Below are 17,739 nucleotides of genomic sequence, written 5' to 3' on the forward strand. Positions count from 1 at the left end.
TTAAGTAGTAAGCCGGTGCATGAATCCGGTGGTTACAAGCAGTCTTCGGTGGAGCGGTAGTTCAGTCGGTTAGAATACCTGCCTGTCACGCAGGGGGTCGCGGGTTCGAGTCCCGTCCGTTCCGCCACTTATTAAAAGCCCTGAGCTAACGCTCAGGGCTTTTTTCTTATCTGATGTTTTATTATTGCGAAATTAGCAAAAATTCTCTGCTTTTTGAGATCTTTTTCTCTATAACACCGCCAGCGATAATCTTCCTCAGTTTACGAACATAATGATTGAGGAATAGTATGACTCTCCCTGCATTTGGTCTGGGCACCTTCCGCCTGAAAGGCGACGTTGTTATCGCATCAGTTAAAACCGCACTCGAAATGGGCTATCGCGCAGTTGATACGGCACAGATCTATGAAAACGAAGCTGCCGTTGGACAAGCTCTTGAAGAGAGTGGTGTACCGCGTAATGAGCTGTTCATTACCACGAAAATCTGGATTGATAATCTCAGCAAAGACAAGCTGATCCCTAGCCTGAAAGAGAGCCTGAAAAAACTGCGTACTGACTACGTGGATCTGACGTTGATCCACTGGCCATCACCAAATGATGCCGTCTCCGTGGAAGAATTCATGCAGGCACTGCTGGAAGCGAAAAAGCAGGGTTTAACCCGCGACATTGGGATCTCCAACTTCACCATTCCGCTGATGGAAAAAGCCATTGCCGCAGTTGGCGCAGAAAATATTGCCACCAACCAGATCGAGCTGTCTCCATACCTGCAAAACCGCAAAGTCGTGGACTGGGCAAAACAGCACGGTATCCACATTACCTCATACATGACGCTGGCCTACGGTAAGGCACTGAAAGATGAAGTGATTATGCGTATCGCAGAGAAACATAACGCGACTGCTGCGCAGGTGATTCTGGCATGGGCAATGGGTGAAGGTTATGCCGTGATCCCATCATCAACTAAGCGTGAAAACCTGGCCAGCAACCTGTTAGCAACGGATCTTCATCTGGATGCTGACGATAAGAAAGCGATCGCAGCCCTGGAGTGCAACGATCGCCTGGTAAGCCCGGAAGGTTTAGCCCCTAACTGGGATTAAGTTTGACCCACCCTCTGTAACCTGAACCCTCACACAGCTCCTCCGGGAGCTGTTTTTATATGTTCACTCAGGAAGTCAATAAAGGCACGAATGCGCGTGCTTACCGCTCTGTCACTGTAATACACTGCGCTAAAAGGCATTTCGACCGGCAGACGTTTATCGGCCATTAGCTCCACCAGTTCACCCCGGGCTATTTCCTTATCAATCATATAGTCGGACAAGCAGGCGATACCATTTCCTTCGAGACAAAGCTGCTTCAGCGTTTCCCCGCTGTTTGAGGATAACCCGCAGGTAATTTCATAAAGTTGACCATCATGGCAGGCGACAGGCCAGGTGTTCAGCGATACCGGCTCCGTAAAGCCCAGGCACAGATGCTGCTTCAGTTCTTCAACCGTCTCCGGTTTACCATGTTCAGCAATATACTGTGGCGACACGATAATTTTACGGTAGCTGGCAAACAGAGGGCGGGCACGCAAGCTTGAATCGGTCAGCGTTCCCGCCCGGATAGCCACATCCACTTTACGCTCGATGAGGTTAATAAACGTCTCTGAGGAGACGAGAGAAAGCGTCATCTCCGGATAGCGTTCGCGGAAAGGTTTGATCAGCGGCATCAGAAAGTGAAGCACTACCGGCGTGGCTGCATCAATGCGCAGCAATCCGCGCGGCGTGCTGCGGGTCTCCATTATCTCGGTCTCCGCTGCGGCCATCTCCTGCAGTACCGACTGCACGCGGCGAAAATAACGCTCTCCTTCTTCCGTCAGGCTCAGCTGTCGCGTCGTTCGGTTGAGCAAACTCACTCCAAGCTTCATCTCCAGTTTTTTTACCGAACGGCTGATGGCCGAATTAGCCTGTCCCAGCTGTTCGGCCGCGCGGCTAAAGCTGCCGCTTTCAACGACGGCGACAAAGATTGTCAGCTCTTCCGATGTTGCTTTCATTTTTGCACCACCTGCAAAATTCTATTGAGATTTTGACCATTTTTGTTATTTAAGCACTGGCGCATACTGCCTGTCATCTTAATCCTGATGATACGGAGTATTTTATGCCACTGGCGCTACTTGCCCTGACGATCAGTGCCTTTGCAATTGGCACGACCGAATTTGTTATCGTGGGCCTGGTTCCCACTATTGCTAACCAGCTTGCGATCTCGTTGCCCTCTGCGGGGTTGCTGGTATCAATCTACGCCCTGGGCGTTGCCGTCGGTGCGCCAGTGCTGACGGCCCTGACCGGACGTTTTCCGCGTAAGCAGCTGTTAGTCGCGCTGATGGTGCTGTTCACCGCCGGCAACGTTCTGGCCTGGCAGGCGCCGGACTACACCACGCTGGTGATTGCCCGTCTGTTGACCGGCCTTGCACACGGCGTGTTCTTCTCGATTGGTTCCACCATAGCAACAAGCCTGGTGCCCAAAGAGAAAGCGGCTTCAGCCATTGCGATCATGTTTGGTGGACTGACCGTCGCACTCGTTACGGGCGTACCGTTGGGAACGTTTATCGGACAACACTTCGGCTGGCGTGAAACGTTCCTGGCAGTCTCCTTGCTGGGCGTCATCGCCCTGGTGACCAGCCTGCTGCTGGTACCGTCGAATATTCCAGGCCGGGCAAGCGCCAGCCTGCGCGATCAGCTGAAGGTGCTCACGCATCCGCGTTTGCTGATTATCTACGCGGTAACTGCATTGGGCTATGGTGGCGTATTCACCGCTTTCACCTTCCTGGCGCCGATGATGCAGGACCTGGCGGGCTTCTCACCCAATGCCGTGAGCTGGATTTTGCTGGGGTACGGTATTTCCGTTGCCATTGGCAATATCTGGGGCGGCAAGCTTGCGGATAAGCATGGTGCGGTACCTGCGCTGAAATTCATCTTCGCCGCCCTGGTGGTTCTGCTGATGATTTTCCAGTTCACGGCTTCGGTACACTACGCCGCGCTGGTCACCGTGCTGGTCATGGGGATCTTTGCCTTTGGTAATGTGCCCGGGCTTCAGGTTTACGTGGTCCAGAAAGCTGAGCTCTATACGCCAAATGCGGTGGATGTGGCGTCCGGGCTGAACATTGCCGCATTTAATATTGGCATCGCGCTGGGCTCCATCATTGGTGGGCAAACCGTAGCGCATGTTGGATTAGCCCAGACCCCGTGGATTGGCGCGGTGATTGTCCTGGTGGCCTTCCTGCTGATTGGCCTGAGTGGACGTCTCGATAAGCCAGCCCGGGTCGCGCTGGGGTAACATCAGTAAGTGCTTGCTTACAAAACTGGAAAGCGGTTTCTCAGAAATTGCGTTGAAAGTATGACCTAAAGTCCCTATAACATTAGAACCAGTCCGTTTTCCGGGCTGGTTCATGTTACAGAGGCTGTTTCCAAAAGTGCGAAAAAATACCTATGCCATGCGTTATGTTGCCGGAATGCCCGCGGAGAGGATCTTGCCTCCGGGGTCATTTGCGAGCATAAGCCAGGCATTACCCGCCGGCACACCGTTAAGCAGCGATGAGAAAATCCGTGTACTGGTGTGGAATATCTTTAAGCAGCAGCGTGCCGAATGGTTATCGGTGCTCAAGAATTTTGGAAAAGATGCCCATCTGGTTCTGCTTCAGGAGGCGCAAACTACTCCTGAGCTGGTACGGTTTGCCACCACGAACTATCTTGCCGCCGACCAGGTGCCTGCGTTTGTCCTGCCACAACACCCCTCGGGTGTGATGACGCTTTCAGCAGCACATCCGGTCTATTGTTGTCCTCTGCGTGAACGTGAGCCTATCCTGCGTCTGGCAAAATCGGCGCTGGTGACGGTCTATCCGCTGCCGGATACCCGAATGCTGATGGTCGTAAACATCCATGCGGTCAATTTCAGCCTGGGCGTGGATGTCTACAGTAAGCAGTTACTTCCGATTGGCGATCAGATTGCCCATCACAGCGGCCCCATCATTATGGCAGGCGATTTCAACGCCTGGAGCCGTCCGCGCATGAATGCGCTGTATCGCTTTGCGCGTGAAATGTCGCTGCGTGAAGTTCGCTTTAGCGATGACCAGCGTAAAAAAGCCTTTGGTCGTCCTCTCGATTTTGTCTTTTATCGTGGTTTGAGCGTGCATGACGCCTCTGTTCTGGTGACGCGCGCCTCCGATCACAATCCTCTACTAGTTGAATTCAGTCCCGGCAAACCTGATAAATAATGGTGTGTCAGGTCTGCCGTGGGGCAGGCCTGCGCGGGTGCTGCCCTTTATTTTTCACTCACAAAGGACAGTACGATGACAACAACACGCTCCCATCATGACAATGTAGAAAAACAGTTTGGTTCTCAGGCAAGTGCCTATCTGAGCAGCGCCGTGCATGCTTCTGGCCGCGATCTGGCGCGTCTCGGTGAACGTCTGGCGGCGTTCCCGCAGGCGCACGTGCTGGATTTAGGCTGCGGGGCAGGGCATGCCAGCTTTACGGCTGCGCAGCAGGTCGCTCACGTTACCGCGTATGACTTATCCAGCCAGATGCTGGACGTTGTTGCCGGTGCGGCGAAAGCGAAGGGACTGGACAACATCGATACGCAACAGGGCTATGCCGAATCCTTACCGTTCGATGATGAGTCGTTTGAGGTGGTTATCAGCCGTTACTCCGCGCACCACTGGCACGATGTCGGCCAGGCATTGCGCGAAGTCAAACGTGTTCTGAAGCCGGGTGGCATCTTCATTATTATGGATGTGATGTCCCCTGGACATCCGGTGCGCAATATCTGGCTGCAGACGGTCGAAGCGCTGCGCGATACCTCACACGTGCAAAACTATGCCAGCGGAGAGTGGTTGTCGTTTATCACTGAAGCGGGGCTGATCGCGCGCGCGTTGATTACAGACCGCTTACCGCTGGAGTTCAGCTCGTGGATCGCGCGTATGCGCACCCCGGAAGCATTAAGCCAGGCGATCAGGCTGTATCAGGAGAGTGCGTCCGCGGAGGTAAAGGCATACTTTGAACTGCAGGACGACGGCTCGTTTACCAGCGATACCATCATGGCTGAAGCGCAAAAAGCGGAATAAACAAAAAAGGCACCGAGGGGAATCGGTGCCTTTTTATCTTTCGATCGTGTTATCAGGAGTCTGGCGTAGCGCTGTTCTTCACAAACAGCGTCAGCTGGTCGCCAGGTTTCAGATTGTCAGTATCATTGTTCCAGCGCATCACATCCTTGATGTTTACGCCGTGTCGTTTTGCGATACTGGACAGTGAATCGCCCTTGCGCACGCGATAGGTAATGCTATCGCTGTTGCTGGCGAGACGCTGTGCGCTGCTACCTGCACCTACCGTCAGAGTCTGACCCACTTTCAGGCCGGAGCTGCGCAGATTATTCCACTGCTGCAGATCTTTCGCATTCACGCCAAGACGTGAAGCAATGCCCGAAAGCGTATCACCTGAACGAACCTTATAGCTGCGGCTGTTAACTGATGATGCATCCGCGATCAGCGTTGACTGAACGGCGGCGATTTCACCAGAAGCCAAAGACTCACGTAACTGCTCAGCATGTTTCTGCGGAACCATTACATACTGCGGGCCACTTGCCCCCAGGGTTGAGCCTTTAACGCCAGCATTAAAGGTTTTCAATTTACTTACCGACATACCCGTCATATCAGCAACCTGTTGAATATCAACCGGATTGCTGAGGCGAACACGCGCCAGTGCACGACTTTCGTCTGGTGTTGGCAGTTGTACACCGTAACGCTTGCTGTTCTTGAGAATATCGCTCAATGCCAGCATTTTCGGTACGTAAATCTTTGTTTCCTGTGGCAGTGAGAGCGACCAAAAATCGGTGGATTTACCCCGTGCTTTATTCGCTTTCATTGCCTTCAGTACACGACCTTCGCCACTATTATACGCTGCGACCGTTAACAGCCAGTCGCCGTCAAACATCTTGTTCAGACGTTGCATCATGTCGAGAGCAGCTGTCGTTGAAGCGACAACATCGCGACGCGCATCATAGTTGCGGGTCTGTTTCAGACCATAGTTTCGCCCGGTGCTCGGAATGATCTGCCAAATGCCTGCGGCATTGGCGCCAGACGTCGCGTGTGGGTCAAAAGCGCTCTCCACTATGGGTAGGAGTACCAGCTCCATAGGCATGTTACGTTTCTTAACTTGCCCGGCTATCCAGTACATATACGGCTCTGCCCGTAACGTTACATCGTGGAGATAGCTCTTATTACTTAAATACTTCTGTTTCTGTTCGCGAATCCGGGGATTTTCCGGAATTCCCATCTTTAGCTCGTCGCCAATAGAGGTCCACAAGTCTTGATCCTGCGCGTAAGATGTTCCATCGTCCATCCAGCGCGCCGAACTTGCAAACTTCCCTGCTTCCCCTTGACCAGCCGCAGAAAGGCTCTGTGCGTGCTGTTGTACGTTGCTGCCGTTTTGCGACTGGCAACCTACAAGCAGGACAGAGGCGAGTAATATCGCTTTTGCCTTCATGTGTGTGTCAATAGTTGCTTAAAAGACGAGCGATGATAACGGCGAAATTTTGAAAAGGCAACCCGCAATTATCTGAAGTTATCTTTCTTTGACCTTAACCATGCAAATCGTTGTTCTGGTTGTTGCAAATTTGTTTCTTGGTTAATTTTATTAATTAAATCAATATCATCTGTTCGTAAAAATAAATTAATTTGGCGCTCGTTTTTCAGAATTACGGGGAGTGTTTTTTGGTTTTTTGCACGTAACTCCTTCACTTTGTGATAATAATCCTGAATCGCACGATCCTCGGGTAAGAGGCTCACGGCAAACTTCATATTTCCTAATGTATACTCATGGGCGCAACAAACGAGCGTCTCATCGGGTAGCGCGTTAATCTTCTGTAAAGACTGATACATTTGAGCTGGCGTACCTTCGAACAGTCTTCCGCAGCCTCCGGAGAACAGCGTATCGCCGCAAAAAAGATAAGGCTTACTGTAGAAACACAGATGTCCCAAAGTGTGACCTGGTGTAGCAAATACGGAAAACTCCCACTCGCGTATGAGGATATTTTCGCCTTCTTCGACTACATGCGTGATTCCCTTATCTTGTGCCTCTGCCGGTCCGTAAACCACAAGATGCGGAAAATGGGCGCACAGTTCAGGCACGCCGCCAGTGTGATCGTTATGATGATGCGTTAACAAAACGGCTTCTGGCTGCCAGCCGTTCTCTTTTATGGCGTGCAGGACAGGGGCGGATTCTCCGGGATCGACAATGACGCATCGGCGATCGTCGTCAACCAAAACCCAGATGTAATTGTCCTGAAACGCTGGAATACTGATAAGATTCATACATTACCTCTTAGAGCGTGGCGGGTGTTTTGATGAAACCGGCAAGGATACCTCAGACTGTCGCAGCACCGGAACGTTGGGCGGAATTGCCCTGGGGTGAATACTATCGCGAAGCGTTAGAACAGCAGCTGAAGCCCTGGCTCGCGAAAATGTATGGCTTTCACCTGCTTAAGATTGGCAATCTCAGCGCGGAAATCAATACCGAAAGCTGCGCTATCTCGCATCAGGTTAACGTCTCTCTCGGCGGATCGCCGGTTCAGGTGAAGGCAGACCCGCTGCATCTGCCGTTTGCGGAAAAATCCGTCGATGCGTGTTTGCTCGCACATACGCTACCCTGGTGCAGCGATCCGCATCGTCTGCTTCGCGAAGCCGATCGCGTGCTGATTGATGACGGCTGGCTGGTACTTAGCGGATTCAATCCGCTAAGCCTGATGGGCCTGCGTAAGCTAGTACCGGTGCTGCGCCGGACTCCACCTTACAACAGCCGGATGTTCACCATGATGCGCCAGCTCGACTGGCTTTCGCTGCTGAACTTTGAGGTGCTCTGCTACGGAGGTTTTCAGGTGCTGCCCTGGGCGCGGCAGGGGGGCGTGGTACTGAGCACCCATCTCCCCGCATTGGGCTGTTTGCAGTTTATCGTTGCGCGCAAGCGAACTATTCCCCTTACGCTTAACCCCATGAAGCAGAGCAAGTCGAAAACGCCCATCCGCCAGACCGTCGGCGCCACGCGGCAGTACAAAAAAACCGATTAGGCGTCGGGCTGATAGCCCGCATCTTCACGTGCGGGATTGGATGCAGCAGCACGCGCCAGTTCGTCGCAGCGTTCGTTTTCCGGATGGCCTGCGTGGCCTTTAACCCACTCCCACTTAATCTGGTGCTGGCCCAGCGCAGCATCAAGACGTTTCCAGAGATCGACGTTCTTGACCGGCTTCTTATCGGCGGTTTTCCAGCCGCGTTTTTTCCAGTTATGGATCCACTGGGTGATCCCCTGACGCACGTACTGACTGTCGGTGCTTAACACCACGTCACAATGTTCTTTTAACGCCTCCAGCGCCACGATGGCCGCCATCAACTCCATCCGGTTGTTGGTGGTCAGAAAATAGCCTTCGCTAAAGGTTTTTTCGTGCTGGCGATAGCGCATAATCGCGCCGTAGCCGCCGGGCCCTGGGTTACCGAGACAAGATCCATCGGTGAAAATTTCTACCTGTTTACGCATCTCTGGTAGACTTCCTGTATTCGAAACGTTCAGTTAAACGATAAGTCTGACATAAATGACCGCTATGAGCACTGCAATTACTCGCCAGATTGTCCTCGATACCGAAACCACCGGTATGAACCAGATCGGCGCGCACTACGAAGGGCATAAGATCATCGAGATCGGCGCCGTTGAAGTGGTGAACCGTCGTCTTACGGGGAACAACTTCCACGTTTACCTCAAGCCCGATCGGCTGGTGGATCCCGAAGCGTTCGGCGTTCACGGGATTGCCGATGAGTTCTTGCTGGATAAGCCGACGTTTGCGGAGGTGGCTGACGAGTTTCTGGAATACATCAAGGGCGCCGAGCTTGTCATCCATAACGCATCGTTCGATATCGGCTTTATGGATTATGAATTCAGCAAGCTTAATCGTGATATTCCGAAGACGAACACCTTCTGTAAGGTGACGGACAGCCTGGCGCTGGCAAGGAAGATGTTCCCCGGCAAGCGTAACAGCCTTGATGCACTCTGCTCGCGCTATGAGATAGACAACACCAAGCGAACGCTTCACGGGGCGTTGCTCGATGCCCAGATCCTGGCCGATGTCTATCTGACGATGACCGGCGGGCAGACGTCAATGAAGTTCAGTATGGAAAATGAATCCCAGCAGACGCAGGGCGAAGCGGGCATTCAGCGTGTTGTTCGTCAGGCCAGTCGCTTGCGGGTTGTTTTAGCCAGTGATGAAGAGCTTCTTAACCACGAATCCCGGCTTGATCTGGTCCAGAAGAAGGGCGGCAGCTGTATGTGGCGCGCCTGAAAAAACGCCTGAATGCCTGTAAAATCATCGTTTGGGCGATTTTTGCAGCAAACGATTCAAAACGTGAGAAAAAGCGTTGACGAGATCGGAGGCGCACCGTAATATGCGCCTCGTTCCCCAAACGGGAACAGTGGAGCGGTAGTTCAGTCGGTTAGAATACCTGCCTGTCACGCAGGGGGTCGCGGGTTCGAGTCCCGTCCGTTCCGCCACTATTCAGAAGGCCTGAATCAGAAATGATTCAGGCCTTCGTCGTTTCAGCCTTCTGTAATCTCATTCTCTCACTTATTGTTAACATAAAGTTAATGTGCATGGTGCAATTTATTAACAATTGCACGAATGTAGTGCATTATTTGCACTATTGTTGCGCATTTCTCCATCGATCCTCTCCTCGCACCTCGTTCAGAATGTTTCTTTCTGTAAAAATAATTCACGCAGAATCATTTGGTTATCTCCCGCTTTCCAAAAAATTACCGAACCAATTTCGTATTGGTTTGGTTATTGCTTAATCATTAGCACGATAAGCTTCATTCCATATCAATAACTTATCGTTAATAAAAATAAAGCAATGATGAAAGCGAGCGAACCAATATGGAAAAACCGTCACGGTTTCTGGCAAATTCCAGCACCGCGCTTGAGCAGTTGCGCGGGCTTATCAACCAGCATGAGTCAACACCAGGCATACCGCTGCCCACGGAACGTGAGCTGTCGGACACTCTCGGCGTAGGACGACGTGAAGTGCGTCGTGCGCTGGACGTGCTGGAAGAAGAGGGGCGCATCTGGCGTAAGCAGGGCAAAGGGACCTTTATTGGCCCGGCGGCACCTGTTGAACCGCTGGCCCTTCAGGGATTGGTTCAGCAGACCAACCTTCTGGAAGTGATGGAAGCTCGTCTACAGCTCGAACCCGGCTTAGCCCGGCTTGCGGCACTGCGTGCCACCAGGGAAAACCTCGCGCTCATGCAGCGCATGCTGGAACGCATCGACAAGGTCAGCCCGGATGACCGCGATCTCAACGAACTCTGGGACAGCGCCTTTCACCGGGCAATTGCCGAGGCGGCGGGCAACCGTCTGATGCTCGGCCTGTTTGATGCCATTGATGCCGTTCGGCGCGAACCGGGCTGGCAGCATCTGCGCGAATTAGCCCGCACGCCCGAACGTGTCGACAGCTATAACGACCACCACCATAAGATCATGTCTGCGATTATCCATCGCCAGCCTAATGAAGCCGCGGCCGCCATGCGCGAACACCAGCTCAGCCTGCAAACCGCCCTGATTCAGGCGATCCACCTTGAGGACGACTTCACGCCATGACGACAATACCCTTTAAGGACGCCACGCCCGTATTGCGGGTGCAAAACCTCAACGTTACGTTTGCTGGCTCGCCGGCTAGCGTGCTTGATGGTATCTCGCTGACCGTCAGGGCGGGCGAAACGCTGGCGCTGGTGGGAGAGTCCGGCTGCGGGAAAAGTATCACCTCACTGGCGCTGATGGGGTTACTGCCCGCCAGCGCGCAGATTGTCAGCGGCGAGATGCAGTTTCGCCGCCACGATCTGCGAAAGCTCTCACCGCGGGAATATGCCGACCTGCGCGGCAGCGAGCTGGCGATGATTTTCCAGGAGCCGATGACCTCGCTCAATCCGGCGTTTACGCTGGGGGATCAGCTTAGCGAAGCGGTTATGCGGCACCAGAACGTCTCGCGCGCAGAGGCGATGAAGATCGCGCTGCAGATCCTCGAGAAGGTGCAGATCCCGGCGGCAGAGATGCGCCTGAAAGCATATCCCCACCAGCTTTCCGGCGGCATGCGCCAGCGCGTGATGATTGCGATGGCGCTGATTAACCACCCTAAACTGCTGATTGCTGATGAACCCACCACCGCGCTCGACGTCACCATCCAGGCGCAAATCCTCGCCTTGCTCAACGCCTTAAAAGAGGAAACCGGCACGGCGGTGCTGATGATCACCCACGATTTAGGCGTGGTGGCGGAAGTCGCCCAGCAGGTCGCCGTGATGTATGCCGGACAGGTGGTGGAGCAGGGGAGCGTGGAGGCCATCTTTGCCGACCCGCAGCATCCGTACACCATCGGCCTGATGGGCTCGATTCCTTCTCTTGGCGCACGCAAGGGTCAGCTCTCCACCATTCCCGGATCGGTCCCGCTCCCGGAATCCATGCCGAAAGGCTGCCGTTTTGCCACCCGCTGTCCGTTTGCGCAGTCGCGCTGCCATGCTGAAAAACCGCAGCTAACCGCGCTCGGCGCGGGCCATCAGGTCGCCTGCTTCCGCGTGCCGCTCGAACAGCACATTGCCCTGGGAGAAATCGCATGACCACGCCCATTCTTGAAGCCCGTGACCTCAGCAAGCTTTTCCCCGGCCCCAAAAAACTCTTTACCCCGGCACGGTTTGTCACGGCGGTCGATCGCGTTTCGCTTGCCGTGATGCCGGGCGAAACGCTGGCGATCGTCGGCGAGTCCGGCTCCGGGAAATCTACCCTCGGTCGTCTGCTGCTGCGCCTGCTGGCCGCCAGCGAAGGGCGCGTGTTTTACCAGGGGGAAGAGATCACCGACGCCTCCGGTGCCCGCCTGAACCAGCTCCGGCGCGAGCTGCAGATTATCTTCCAGGATCCCTTCGCCTCGCTCAACCCGCGCATGACGGTGGAGCAGATCGTCGGGGAGCCGCTGTGGCTGCATCAGAACATGAAAAAAGCGGATCGCCAGTACCGCGTTGCCGAGCTGCTCAAAACCGTTGGCCTGCCTGCCGCCTGGGCCGGGCGCTATCCGCACGAGTTTTCCGGCGGGCAGCGCCAGCGTATCGGCATTGCGCGCGCGCTGGCCTCGGGACCGAAGCTGCTGCTGGGCGATGAGCCGGTGTCCGCGCTGGACGTCTCCGTTCAGGCGCAGGTGGTCAACCTGCTGGAAAGCCTGAAGCACCAGCTGGGGCTGACGATGGTGATTGTCGCCCACGGCCTGGCGGTGATCCGCCATATGAGCGACCGCGTGGCGGTCATGTATCTCGGGCAAATCGTCGAGCTTGCCACCGTCGACGAGATTTTTGACGCGCCGCTGCACCCCTATACGCAGGCATTGATCGCCTCGGCACCGCAGATGCAGCCGGGCGTTGAACGCGACGCGCCGCTGCTGCAGGGGGATCTGCCCAACCCGGCCAGCCCGCCGTCCGGCTGCCGTTTCCACACCCGCTGCCCGTACGTTACCGATGAATGCCGCCAGGTCGAGCCGATCAATAAGGTGCTCGACGGCGGACGTCAGGTTGCCTGCCACCGCTGGCAGGAGATCAACCGCGATCGCAGCGTTATTCAGATCGCACCGCCATCCGCCGCCTTTCTGCGCCGCCGTGCGCTGTTTGAACACGCGGCCACTCACTCGTCTCTTCCTTCAAGGAACTCATGATAATGACAATGCGTAATTCTCTTTTGACCGTACTGGGAAGTGTTATGTTGCTTGGCGCGGCGCTGCCCGCCCATTCTGAAAGCGTGCTGCGGATCGGCCTGGGCGCTGACCCGGACATGCTCGACCCGCATCTGGCGCGCACCTACTATGGCCGCTTCGTCTTTGCCTCCCTGTGCGACAGGCTGGTGGACGTTGATGAAAATCTGAAGGTTGTCCCCGGTCTGGCTAAAGACTGGGCGTGGAGTGACGACGGTAAAACCCTGACGCTCAATCTGCGCGAAGGCGTCACCTTCCACGACGGTGAGAAATTCGATGCCGCCGCGGCAAAATACAACCTCGACCGCGCCCTGACCCTGAAAGGCTCCCTGCGTAAGAGCGAGATCTCCTCCGTTGAATCGGTCGAGGTCACCGGCCCGATGCAGATTGCGCTGCACCTGAAGACCCCCGATGCCGCGCTGCTGATGCAGCTCACCGACCGTGCGGGCGCGATGATAGCCCCCTAGGCGGCGAAAAAGCCTGACTTTGCCGCCCACCCGGTCTGCTCCGGCCCGTATAAATTTGACAGCCGCGTGTCCCAGGACCGCATCGTGCTGACCCGCTTCGACAACTACTGGAACAAAGGCGCCTACCACTTCGACAAAATCATCTATCTGCCGATCCCGGATGCCTCCGTGCGCCTCGCGAACCTGCGCGCGGGCGATCTTGACCTGACCGAAGGTATCGCCGCCAGCGATGTTAAAACCGTCGAAGCCGACAGCAAGCTGGTGCTGGCGAAGGTAACCGGCCTGGGCTATCAGGGCATCACCTTCAACATCAACAACGGCAAGGTGCCGGCGAACGATCCGTTCAAGGACGCTCGCGTGCGCGAGGCGTTTTCTCAGGCCATCGACCGCGATGCGTTAAATCAGGTGGTCTTTGAAGGGCTCTATACCCCGGCCAACCAGGCGTTTTCCCCGGTCAGCCCGTATCACGTTAACCTGCCGGTCCCGCCGCGTGACGTAGACAAAGCCAAAGCGCTGCTGAAGGCGGCAGGCGTCACCGCGCCGCTGACCGTCAACCTGCTGGTGCCGAACAACCCAACCTCACAGCAGGTGGGCCAGGTGCTGCAGGCGATGGTCGCCGAGGCCGGATTTAACCTGAACCTGCAGATGACCGAATTCGCCACGCTGCTCGATCGCCAGCAGAGCGGTGACTATCAGCTGAGCTTCTCAGGCTGGTCGGGACGCCCGGATCCGGACGGCAGCATCTACGGCTTTATCAACAGCAAAGGCACCCTTAACGACGGTCGCTACAGCAACGCGCAGGTCGATGAGTGGCTGACCCTGGCGCGCCAGAGCACCGACCAGGCCGCACGCCAGCCGCTGTACGACAAGGTGGTTAAGCAGCTGCAAACCGACATGCCGATTGCCTACCTCTACTTCGAGCCGCGCATTTTCGGTCTGAACAAAAGCGTGCAGGGCTTTAAGCCGTACCCGGACGGCATCGTGCGTCTGGCGGGTTTGACGCTGGCGAAATAAAGGTCCTGAGGAGAACCCATGCTGGAACTGATTTGCAAACGTCTGCTGCTGGCTATACCAACCCTGCTGCTGGTGAGCATGATGGTCTTCGGTCTGCAAAAGCTGCTGCCCGGCGACCCGCTGATCGCCATGGCCGGGGAGGAGCGCGACCCGGCGGTCATCGCCCAGCTGCGCGCGGAGCTGAACCTCGATGCGCCGATCCCCGTGCAGTATTTCCACTGGCTGACGCGGGCGCTGCAGGGCGATCTGGGCGTCTCCTTACGCACGCACGAACCGGTGACGCAGCTGATTGCCAGCAAGCTGCCGGTCACGCTGGAGCTGTCGCTGCTGGCGATGATAATCGCGCTGGTGTTTGGCATCAGCATGGGGATCCTCGCGGCGGTGAACAAAAACAGCTGGGTCGATCACGGGGCGAACTTCGTAGCGATCTCGGGGATCTCGATCCCGCACTTCTGGCTGGGGATCCTGCTGATTCTGGTCTTTTCGGTGAACCTGCAGTGGCTGCCCGCATCCGGCTACGTGCCGTTCACTGAAGATCCGCTTCAGAACCTGCGCACGCTGCTGCTGCCCGCGTCCGTGCTCGGAACCGGCCTCGCGGCGACGCTGATGCGTCATACCCGCGCCTCAATGATTGCGGTGCTGAAGGCGGATTATATCCGCACCGCGCGCGCTAAGGGGCTGCTGCCGAAGGCGGTGATCCTGAAGCACGCGTTTCGCAACGCGCTGGTACCGGTCATCACCCTCACCACGCTGCTGTTCGGCGAGCTGCTGGGCGGCGCGGTGCTGACCGAGCAGGTCTTCACCATTCCGGGGTTCGGCAAGATGATCGTCGACTCGGTATTTAACCGTGACTACGCGGTGGTGCAGGGCGTGGTGCTGATCGTGGCGATCGGCTTCCTGATGCTCAACCTGCTGGCCGACGTGCTCTACGTCCTTATCAACCCGAAAATGCGAGGTTAACCATGGCGGAATTGACGACCCAAACCGTTACGCCCGCGCTGCCGCGCGCGCAAAACCGGGTGTTGAAGAAATTCCTCGCCAACAAAAGCGCGGTGATTGGCGCGGTGGTGGTGGGGTTCTTTGTGCTGGTGGCGCTGCTGGCGCCGTGGATCGCCCCGTTCGACCCGGTCAAAGCCAACTTCCTGGCGGTGCGCAAAGCGCCGTCGGCGATGTACTGGTTCGGCACCGACGAGCTGGGGCGCGACATTTTATCCCGCATTATCTGGGGGGCGCGCACCTCGCTGATGGCGGGCTGTATGTCTGTGGTGATTGCCGTGGTTATCGGCGTGCCGCTGGGGCTGGTGGCGGGTTACTTCCAGAAGATGTGGGACGGGGTGATCTCGCGGTTTATCGAGGCGCTGCTGGCCTGTCCGTTCCTGATCATGGCGATCGCGCTGGGGGCGTTTTTGGGCCCGAGCCTGACCAACGCGATGATCGCCATCGGTCTTTCGGCGATGCCGATCTTCGCCCGCCTGACGCGCGGCCAGGTGATCGCCATTCGCAACGAAGAGTACATCGACGGCGCGCGGGCGATTGGCCTGCCGGATCGCTGGATCATCATTAAATACGTCCTGCCGAACGTGATGTCGCCGATCCTCGTGCAGGCCACGCTGGCGATTGCCTCGGCGATTATCGCCGAAGCCAGCCTGTCGTTTTTAGGGCTGGGGCAGCAGCCGCCCAATCCGTCATGGGGCTCCATGCTCAACACCGCGAAAGGGTTTCTGGAGCAGGCGCCGTGGATGTCCGTTTTCCCCGGCGTGGCGATTTTCCTTGCCGTGCAGGGCTTTAATTTACTCGGCGACGGGCTGCGCGATGCGCTCGATCCGCGCCACGACTAAGGAGTCATGATGACCAAAGCGCTTGATTTTACGTCCGGTTACGCTTCACGCCGTCCGCCAATGATGGGCCATAACGCCGTCGCCACGTCGCAACCGCTGGCGGCACAGGCGGGAATGAAAATGCTGCAGCTGGGCGGTAACGCCGTGGATGCGGCCATTGCCGCCGCGATGGCGCTGACGGTGGTTGAGCCGACCGGCAACGGGATCGGCAGCGACGCCTTTGCCATCGTCTGGGACGGCGAAAAGCTGCACGGCCTGAACGCGTCCGGTCGTTCGCCTGCGAGCTGGCATGCGGATCTGTTTGCCGGTAAAACCGCGGTGCCGGAAATTGGCTGGGACGCGGTGACCGTGCCGGGTGCGGTATCCGGCTGGGTTGCGCTGGCGGAACGCTTCGGCACGCTGCCGCTGACCACGCTGGCGCAGCCAGCCATTGACTACGCGCGCAACGGTTTCCCGGTCTCCCCGCTGATCGGCCATCTCTGGCAGCGCGGCTATAGCAAGCTGAAAGATCAGCCGGGCTTTAGCGCCTGCTTCGCGCCGGAAGGCCGCGCCCCGCGCGTGGGGGAAATCTTCCGTAACCCGGCGCAGGCAAACTCGCTGGAGCTGATTGCCCGCACCAACGGTGAAGCCTTTTACCGCGGCGAGCTGGCGCAGAAAATTGCCGCTTTCGCCAAAGAACACGGCGCGCACCTGACGGCTGAAGATCTGGCAAACCACCGCGTGGACTGGGTAGCGCTGCTGTCGCGCGACTTCGCGGGCGGTTCGGTGCAGGAATTGCCGCCAAACGGCCAGGGGATCGCCACGCTGATTGCGCTCGGCATTCTGGAGCAGTGCGGCATTGAGAAGCATCATCCGGATTCTGTGCAGTCCCTGCACCTGTCCATTGAGGCGATGAAGCTGGCGCTGGCGGATCTCGACCGCTACGTGGCGGATGAAGACCATATGGCGTTCGCGGCGAAAGAGCTGCTGAGCGACCATTATCTGAAGTCGCGCGCGGCGCTTATCGATCGCGACAAGGCCTCAGATTTTGTCTACGGTTCCCCGACGCAAAGCGGCACGGTTTACATCAGCACCGCCGACGCCAGCGGGATGATGGTCTCGTTTATTCAGTCCAACTACATGGGCTTCGGTTCAGGCATTGTGGTGCCGGATACGGGGATCAGCCTGCAAAACCGGGGCTGCGGGTTTGTGCTGGATCCCAATCACCCGAACGCGCTGGCGGGCAGCAAGCGCCCGTTCCACACCATCATTCCGGGCTTTGCGATGGACGGCAACGGCCAGCCGCTGATGTCTTTCGGCGTGATGGGCGGGCCGATGCAGGCGCAGGGGCACATGCAGATGGCGCTGCGCATTATGCTGCACGGGCAAAACCCACAGGCGGCAATTGATGCCCCGCGCTGGCGCGTGGTGCAGGGCAGGGAGGTGATCGTTGAATCGACCTTCGATCGCAATACCATCGCCGCGCTGCGCGAGCGGGGGCATCAGATCGTGGTGGAAGATCCGCTTCAGGATTACAACTTCGGTGGGGCGCAGGTGATTTATCGCCTGCCGGAAGGACACTACGTGGCCGCGACGGAAAGCCGCAAAGACGGGCAGGCGCTGGTGAGTTAATGTTTTATCCTCCCTCTCCCGTTGGGAG

16 protein-coding genes, 2 tRNA genes and 1 pseudogene are annotated in these 17,739 nt (G+C 56.7%); 15 read left to right on the plus strand and 4 right to left on the minus strand.

Going from position 1 to position 17,739, the window contains the following annotated elements:
* Window positions 1–50 precede the first annotated feature (50 nt).
* Together UTM25_RS17810 and dkgB are read left to right on the plus strand one after the other, a co-directional pair.
* Window positions 51–127 (plus strand) — tRNA-Asp (locus tag UTM25_RS17810).
* A 160-nt stretch (window positions 128–287) separates the two neighbouring features.
* The gene (gene dkgB / locus UTM25_RS17815) at window positions 288–1,091 is read left to right on the plus strand and encodes a 2,5-didehydrogluconate reductase DkgB (RefSeq protein ID WP_194399632.1); all 804 of its coding nucleotides are present in this window, start codon (window positions 288–290) and stop codon (window positions 1,089–1,091) included.
* A 29-nt stretch (window positions 1,092–1,120) separates the two neighbouring features.
* Here the strand turns inward: dkgB and yafC are convergent, their stop codons facing one another.
* Entirely contained in the window at window positions 1,121–2,026 is a 906-nt protein-coding gene (gene yafC, locus UTM25_RS17820; protein WP_194399633.1) for a DNA-binding transcriptional regulator YafC, read from the minus strand.
* Window positions 2,027–2,130: 104 nt separating this feature from the next.
* On the opposite strand from yafC, the gene UTM25_RS17825 reads away from it, so the two are divergent.
* The 3 genes from UTM25_RS17825 (at window position 2,131) to UTM25_RS17835 (ending at window position 5,092) form a co-directional block, all read left to right on the plus strand.
* Window positions 2,131–3,306, plus strand: coding sequence for an MFS transporter (locus tag UTM25_RS17825; RefSeq protein WP_194399634.1), 1,176 nt, complete (start codon window positions 2,131–2,133; stop codon window positions 3,304–3,306).
* A 136-nt stretch (window positions 3,307–3,442) separates the two neighbouring features.
* Window positions 3,443–4,243 carry an endonuclease/exonuclease/phosphatase family protein gene (locus UTM25_RS17830; RefSeq protein WP_024909448.1) on the plus strand — a complete coding sequence of 267 codons (801 nt, stop codon included), beginning with the start codon at window positions 3,443–3,445 and terminating at the stop codon, window positions 4,241–4,243.
* A 75-nt stretch (window positions 4,244–4,318) separates the two neighbouring features.
* Complete coding sequence (locus UTM25_RS17835; protein WP_194399635.1) at window positions 4,319–5,092, plus strand: class I SAM-dependent methyltransferase; 774 nt, start codon at window positions 4,319–4,321, stop codon at window positions 5,090–5,092.
* 52 nt (window positions 5,093–5,144) lie between these two features.
* On the opposite strand, the gene mltD is transcribed toward UTM25_RS17835, so the two are convergent.
* Together mltD and gloB are read right to left on the minus strand one after the other, a co-directional pair.
* Entirely contained in the window at window positions 5,145–6,509 is a 1,365-nt protein-coding gene (mltD, locus tag UTM25_RS17840) for a murein transglycosylase D (protein WP_032661729.1), read from the minus strand.
* Between the two features lie 68 nt (window positions 6,510–6,577).
* Window positions 6,578–7,336, minus strand: coding sequence for a hydroxyacylglutathione hydrolase (gene gloB, locus UTM25_RS17845; protein ID WP_194399636.1), 759 nt, complete (start codon window positions 7,334–7,336; stop codon window positions 6,578–6,580).
* Window positions 7,337–7,368: 32 nt separating this feature from the next.
* Here gloB and UTM25_RS17850 point away from each other — a divergent pair, with 32 nt between their 5' ends.
* Window positions 7,369–8,088, plus strand: a complete 720-nt coding sequence (locus tag UTM25_RS17850) for a class I SAM-dependent methyltransferase (protein ID WP_023310484.1) — start codon at window positions 7,369–7,371, stop codon at window positions 8,086–8,088.
* On the opposite strand, the gene rnhA is transcribed toward UTM25_RS17850, so the two are convergent.
* On the minus strand, window positions 8,085–8,552 hold the full coding sequence (rnhA, locus tag UTM25_RS17855; RefSeq protein ID WP_194399637.1) for a ribonuclease HI: 468 nt from the start codon (window positions 8,550–8,552) through the stop codon (window positions 8,085–8,087). The two genes, UTM25_RS17850 and rnhA, sit on opposite strands and share 4 nt — an antisense overlap.
* 64 nt (window positions 8,553–8,616) lie before the next feature.
* Between rnhA and dnaQ the strand changes: the two genes are divergently transcribed.
* The 9 genes and pseudogenes from dnaQ (at window position 8,617) to UTM25_RS17900 (ending at window position 17,711) form a co-directional block, all read left to right on the plus strand.
* The gene (gene dnaQ / locus UTM25_RS17860) at window positions 8,617–9,348 is read left to right on the plus strand and encodes a DNA polymerase III subunit epsilon (protein WP_206689041.1); all 732 of its coding nucleotides are present in this window, start codon (window positions 8,617–8,619) and stop codon (window positions 9,346–9,348) included.
* Window positions 9,349–9,480: 132 nt separating this feature from the next.
* Window positions 9,481–9,557 (plus strand) — tRNA-Asp (locus tag UTM25_RS17865).
* A gap of 379 nt (window positions 9,558–9,936) precedes the next feature.
* On the plus strand, window positions 9,937–10,656 hold the full coding sequence (locus tag UTM25_RS17870; RefSeq protein WP_320715130.1) for a FadR/GntR family transcriptional regulator: 720 nt from the start codon (window positions 9,937–9,939) through the stop codon (window positions 10,654–10,656).
* Window positions 10,653–11,666 (plus strand): ABC transporter ATP-binding protein, encoded by a 1,014-nt coding sequence (locus tag UTM25_RS17875; RefSeq protein WP_194399640.1) that lies wholly within the window; start codon window positions 10,653–10,655, stop codon window positions 11,664–11,666. The genes UTM25_RS17870 and UTM25_RS17875 overlap by 4 nt, the downstream gene beginning before the upstream one ends.
* The gene (locus tag UTM25_RS17880) at window positions 11,663–12,745 is read left to right on the plus strand and encodes an ABC transporter ATP-binding protein (RefSeq protein ID WP_194399641.1); all 1,083 of its coding nucleotides are present in this window, start codon (window positions 11,663–11,665) and stop codon (window positions 12,743–12,745) included. The genes UTM25_RS17875 and UTM25_RS17880 overlap by 4 nt, the downstream gene beginning before the upstream one ends.
* Before the next feature lie 2 nt (window positions 12,746–12,747).
* Window positions 12,748–14,262 (plus strand): annotated as a pseudogene (locus tag UTM25_RS17885) (ABC transporter substrate-binding protein).
* Between the two features lie 18 nt (window positions 14,263–14,280).
* Window positions 14,281–15,222: an ABC transporter permease gene (locus UTM25_RS17890; RefSeq protein ID WP_194399643.1), complete on the plus strand. Its 942-nt coding sequence runs from the start codon at window positions 14,281–14,283 to the stop codon at window positions 15,220–15,222.
* Between the two features lie 2 nt (window positions 15,223–15,224).
* Window positions 15,225–16,100, plus strand: a complete 876-nt coding sequence (locus UTM25_RS17895) for an ABC transporter permease (RefSeq protein ID WP_029739694.1) — start codon at window positions 15,225–15,227, stop codon at window positions 16,098–16,100.
* A 9-nt stretch (window positions 16,101–16,109) separates the two neighbouring features.
* Window positions 16,110–17,711, plus strand: a complete 1,602-nt coding sequence (locus UTM25_RS17900; RefSeq protein WP_194400084.1) for a gamma-glutamyltransferase family protein — start codon at window positions 16,110–16,112, stop codon at window positions 17,709–17,711.
* Window positions 17,712–17,739 lie beyond the last annotated feature (28 nt).

This window comes from Enterobacter sp. 61D5, assembly GCF_034107965.1.
Classification (GTDB): domain Bacteria; phylum Pseudomonadota; class Gammaproteobacteria; order Enterobacterales; family Enterobacteriaceae; genus Enterobacter; species Enterobacter cloacae_M.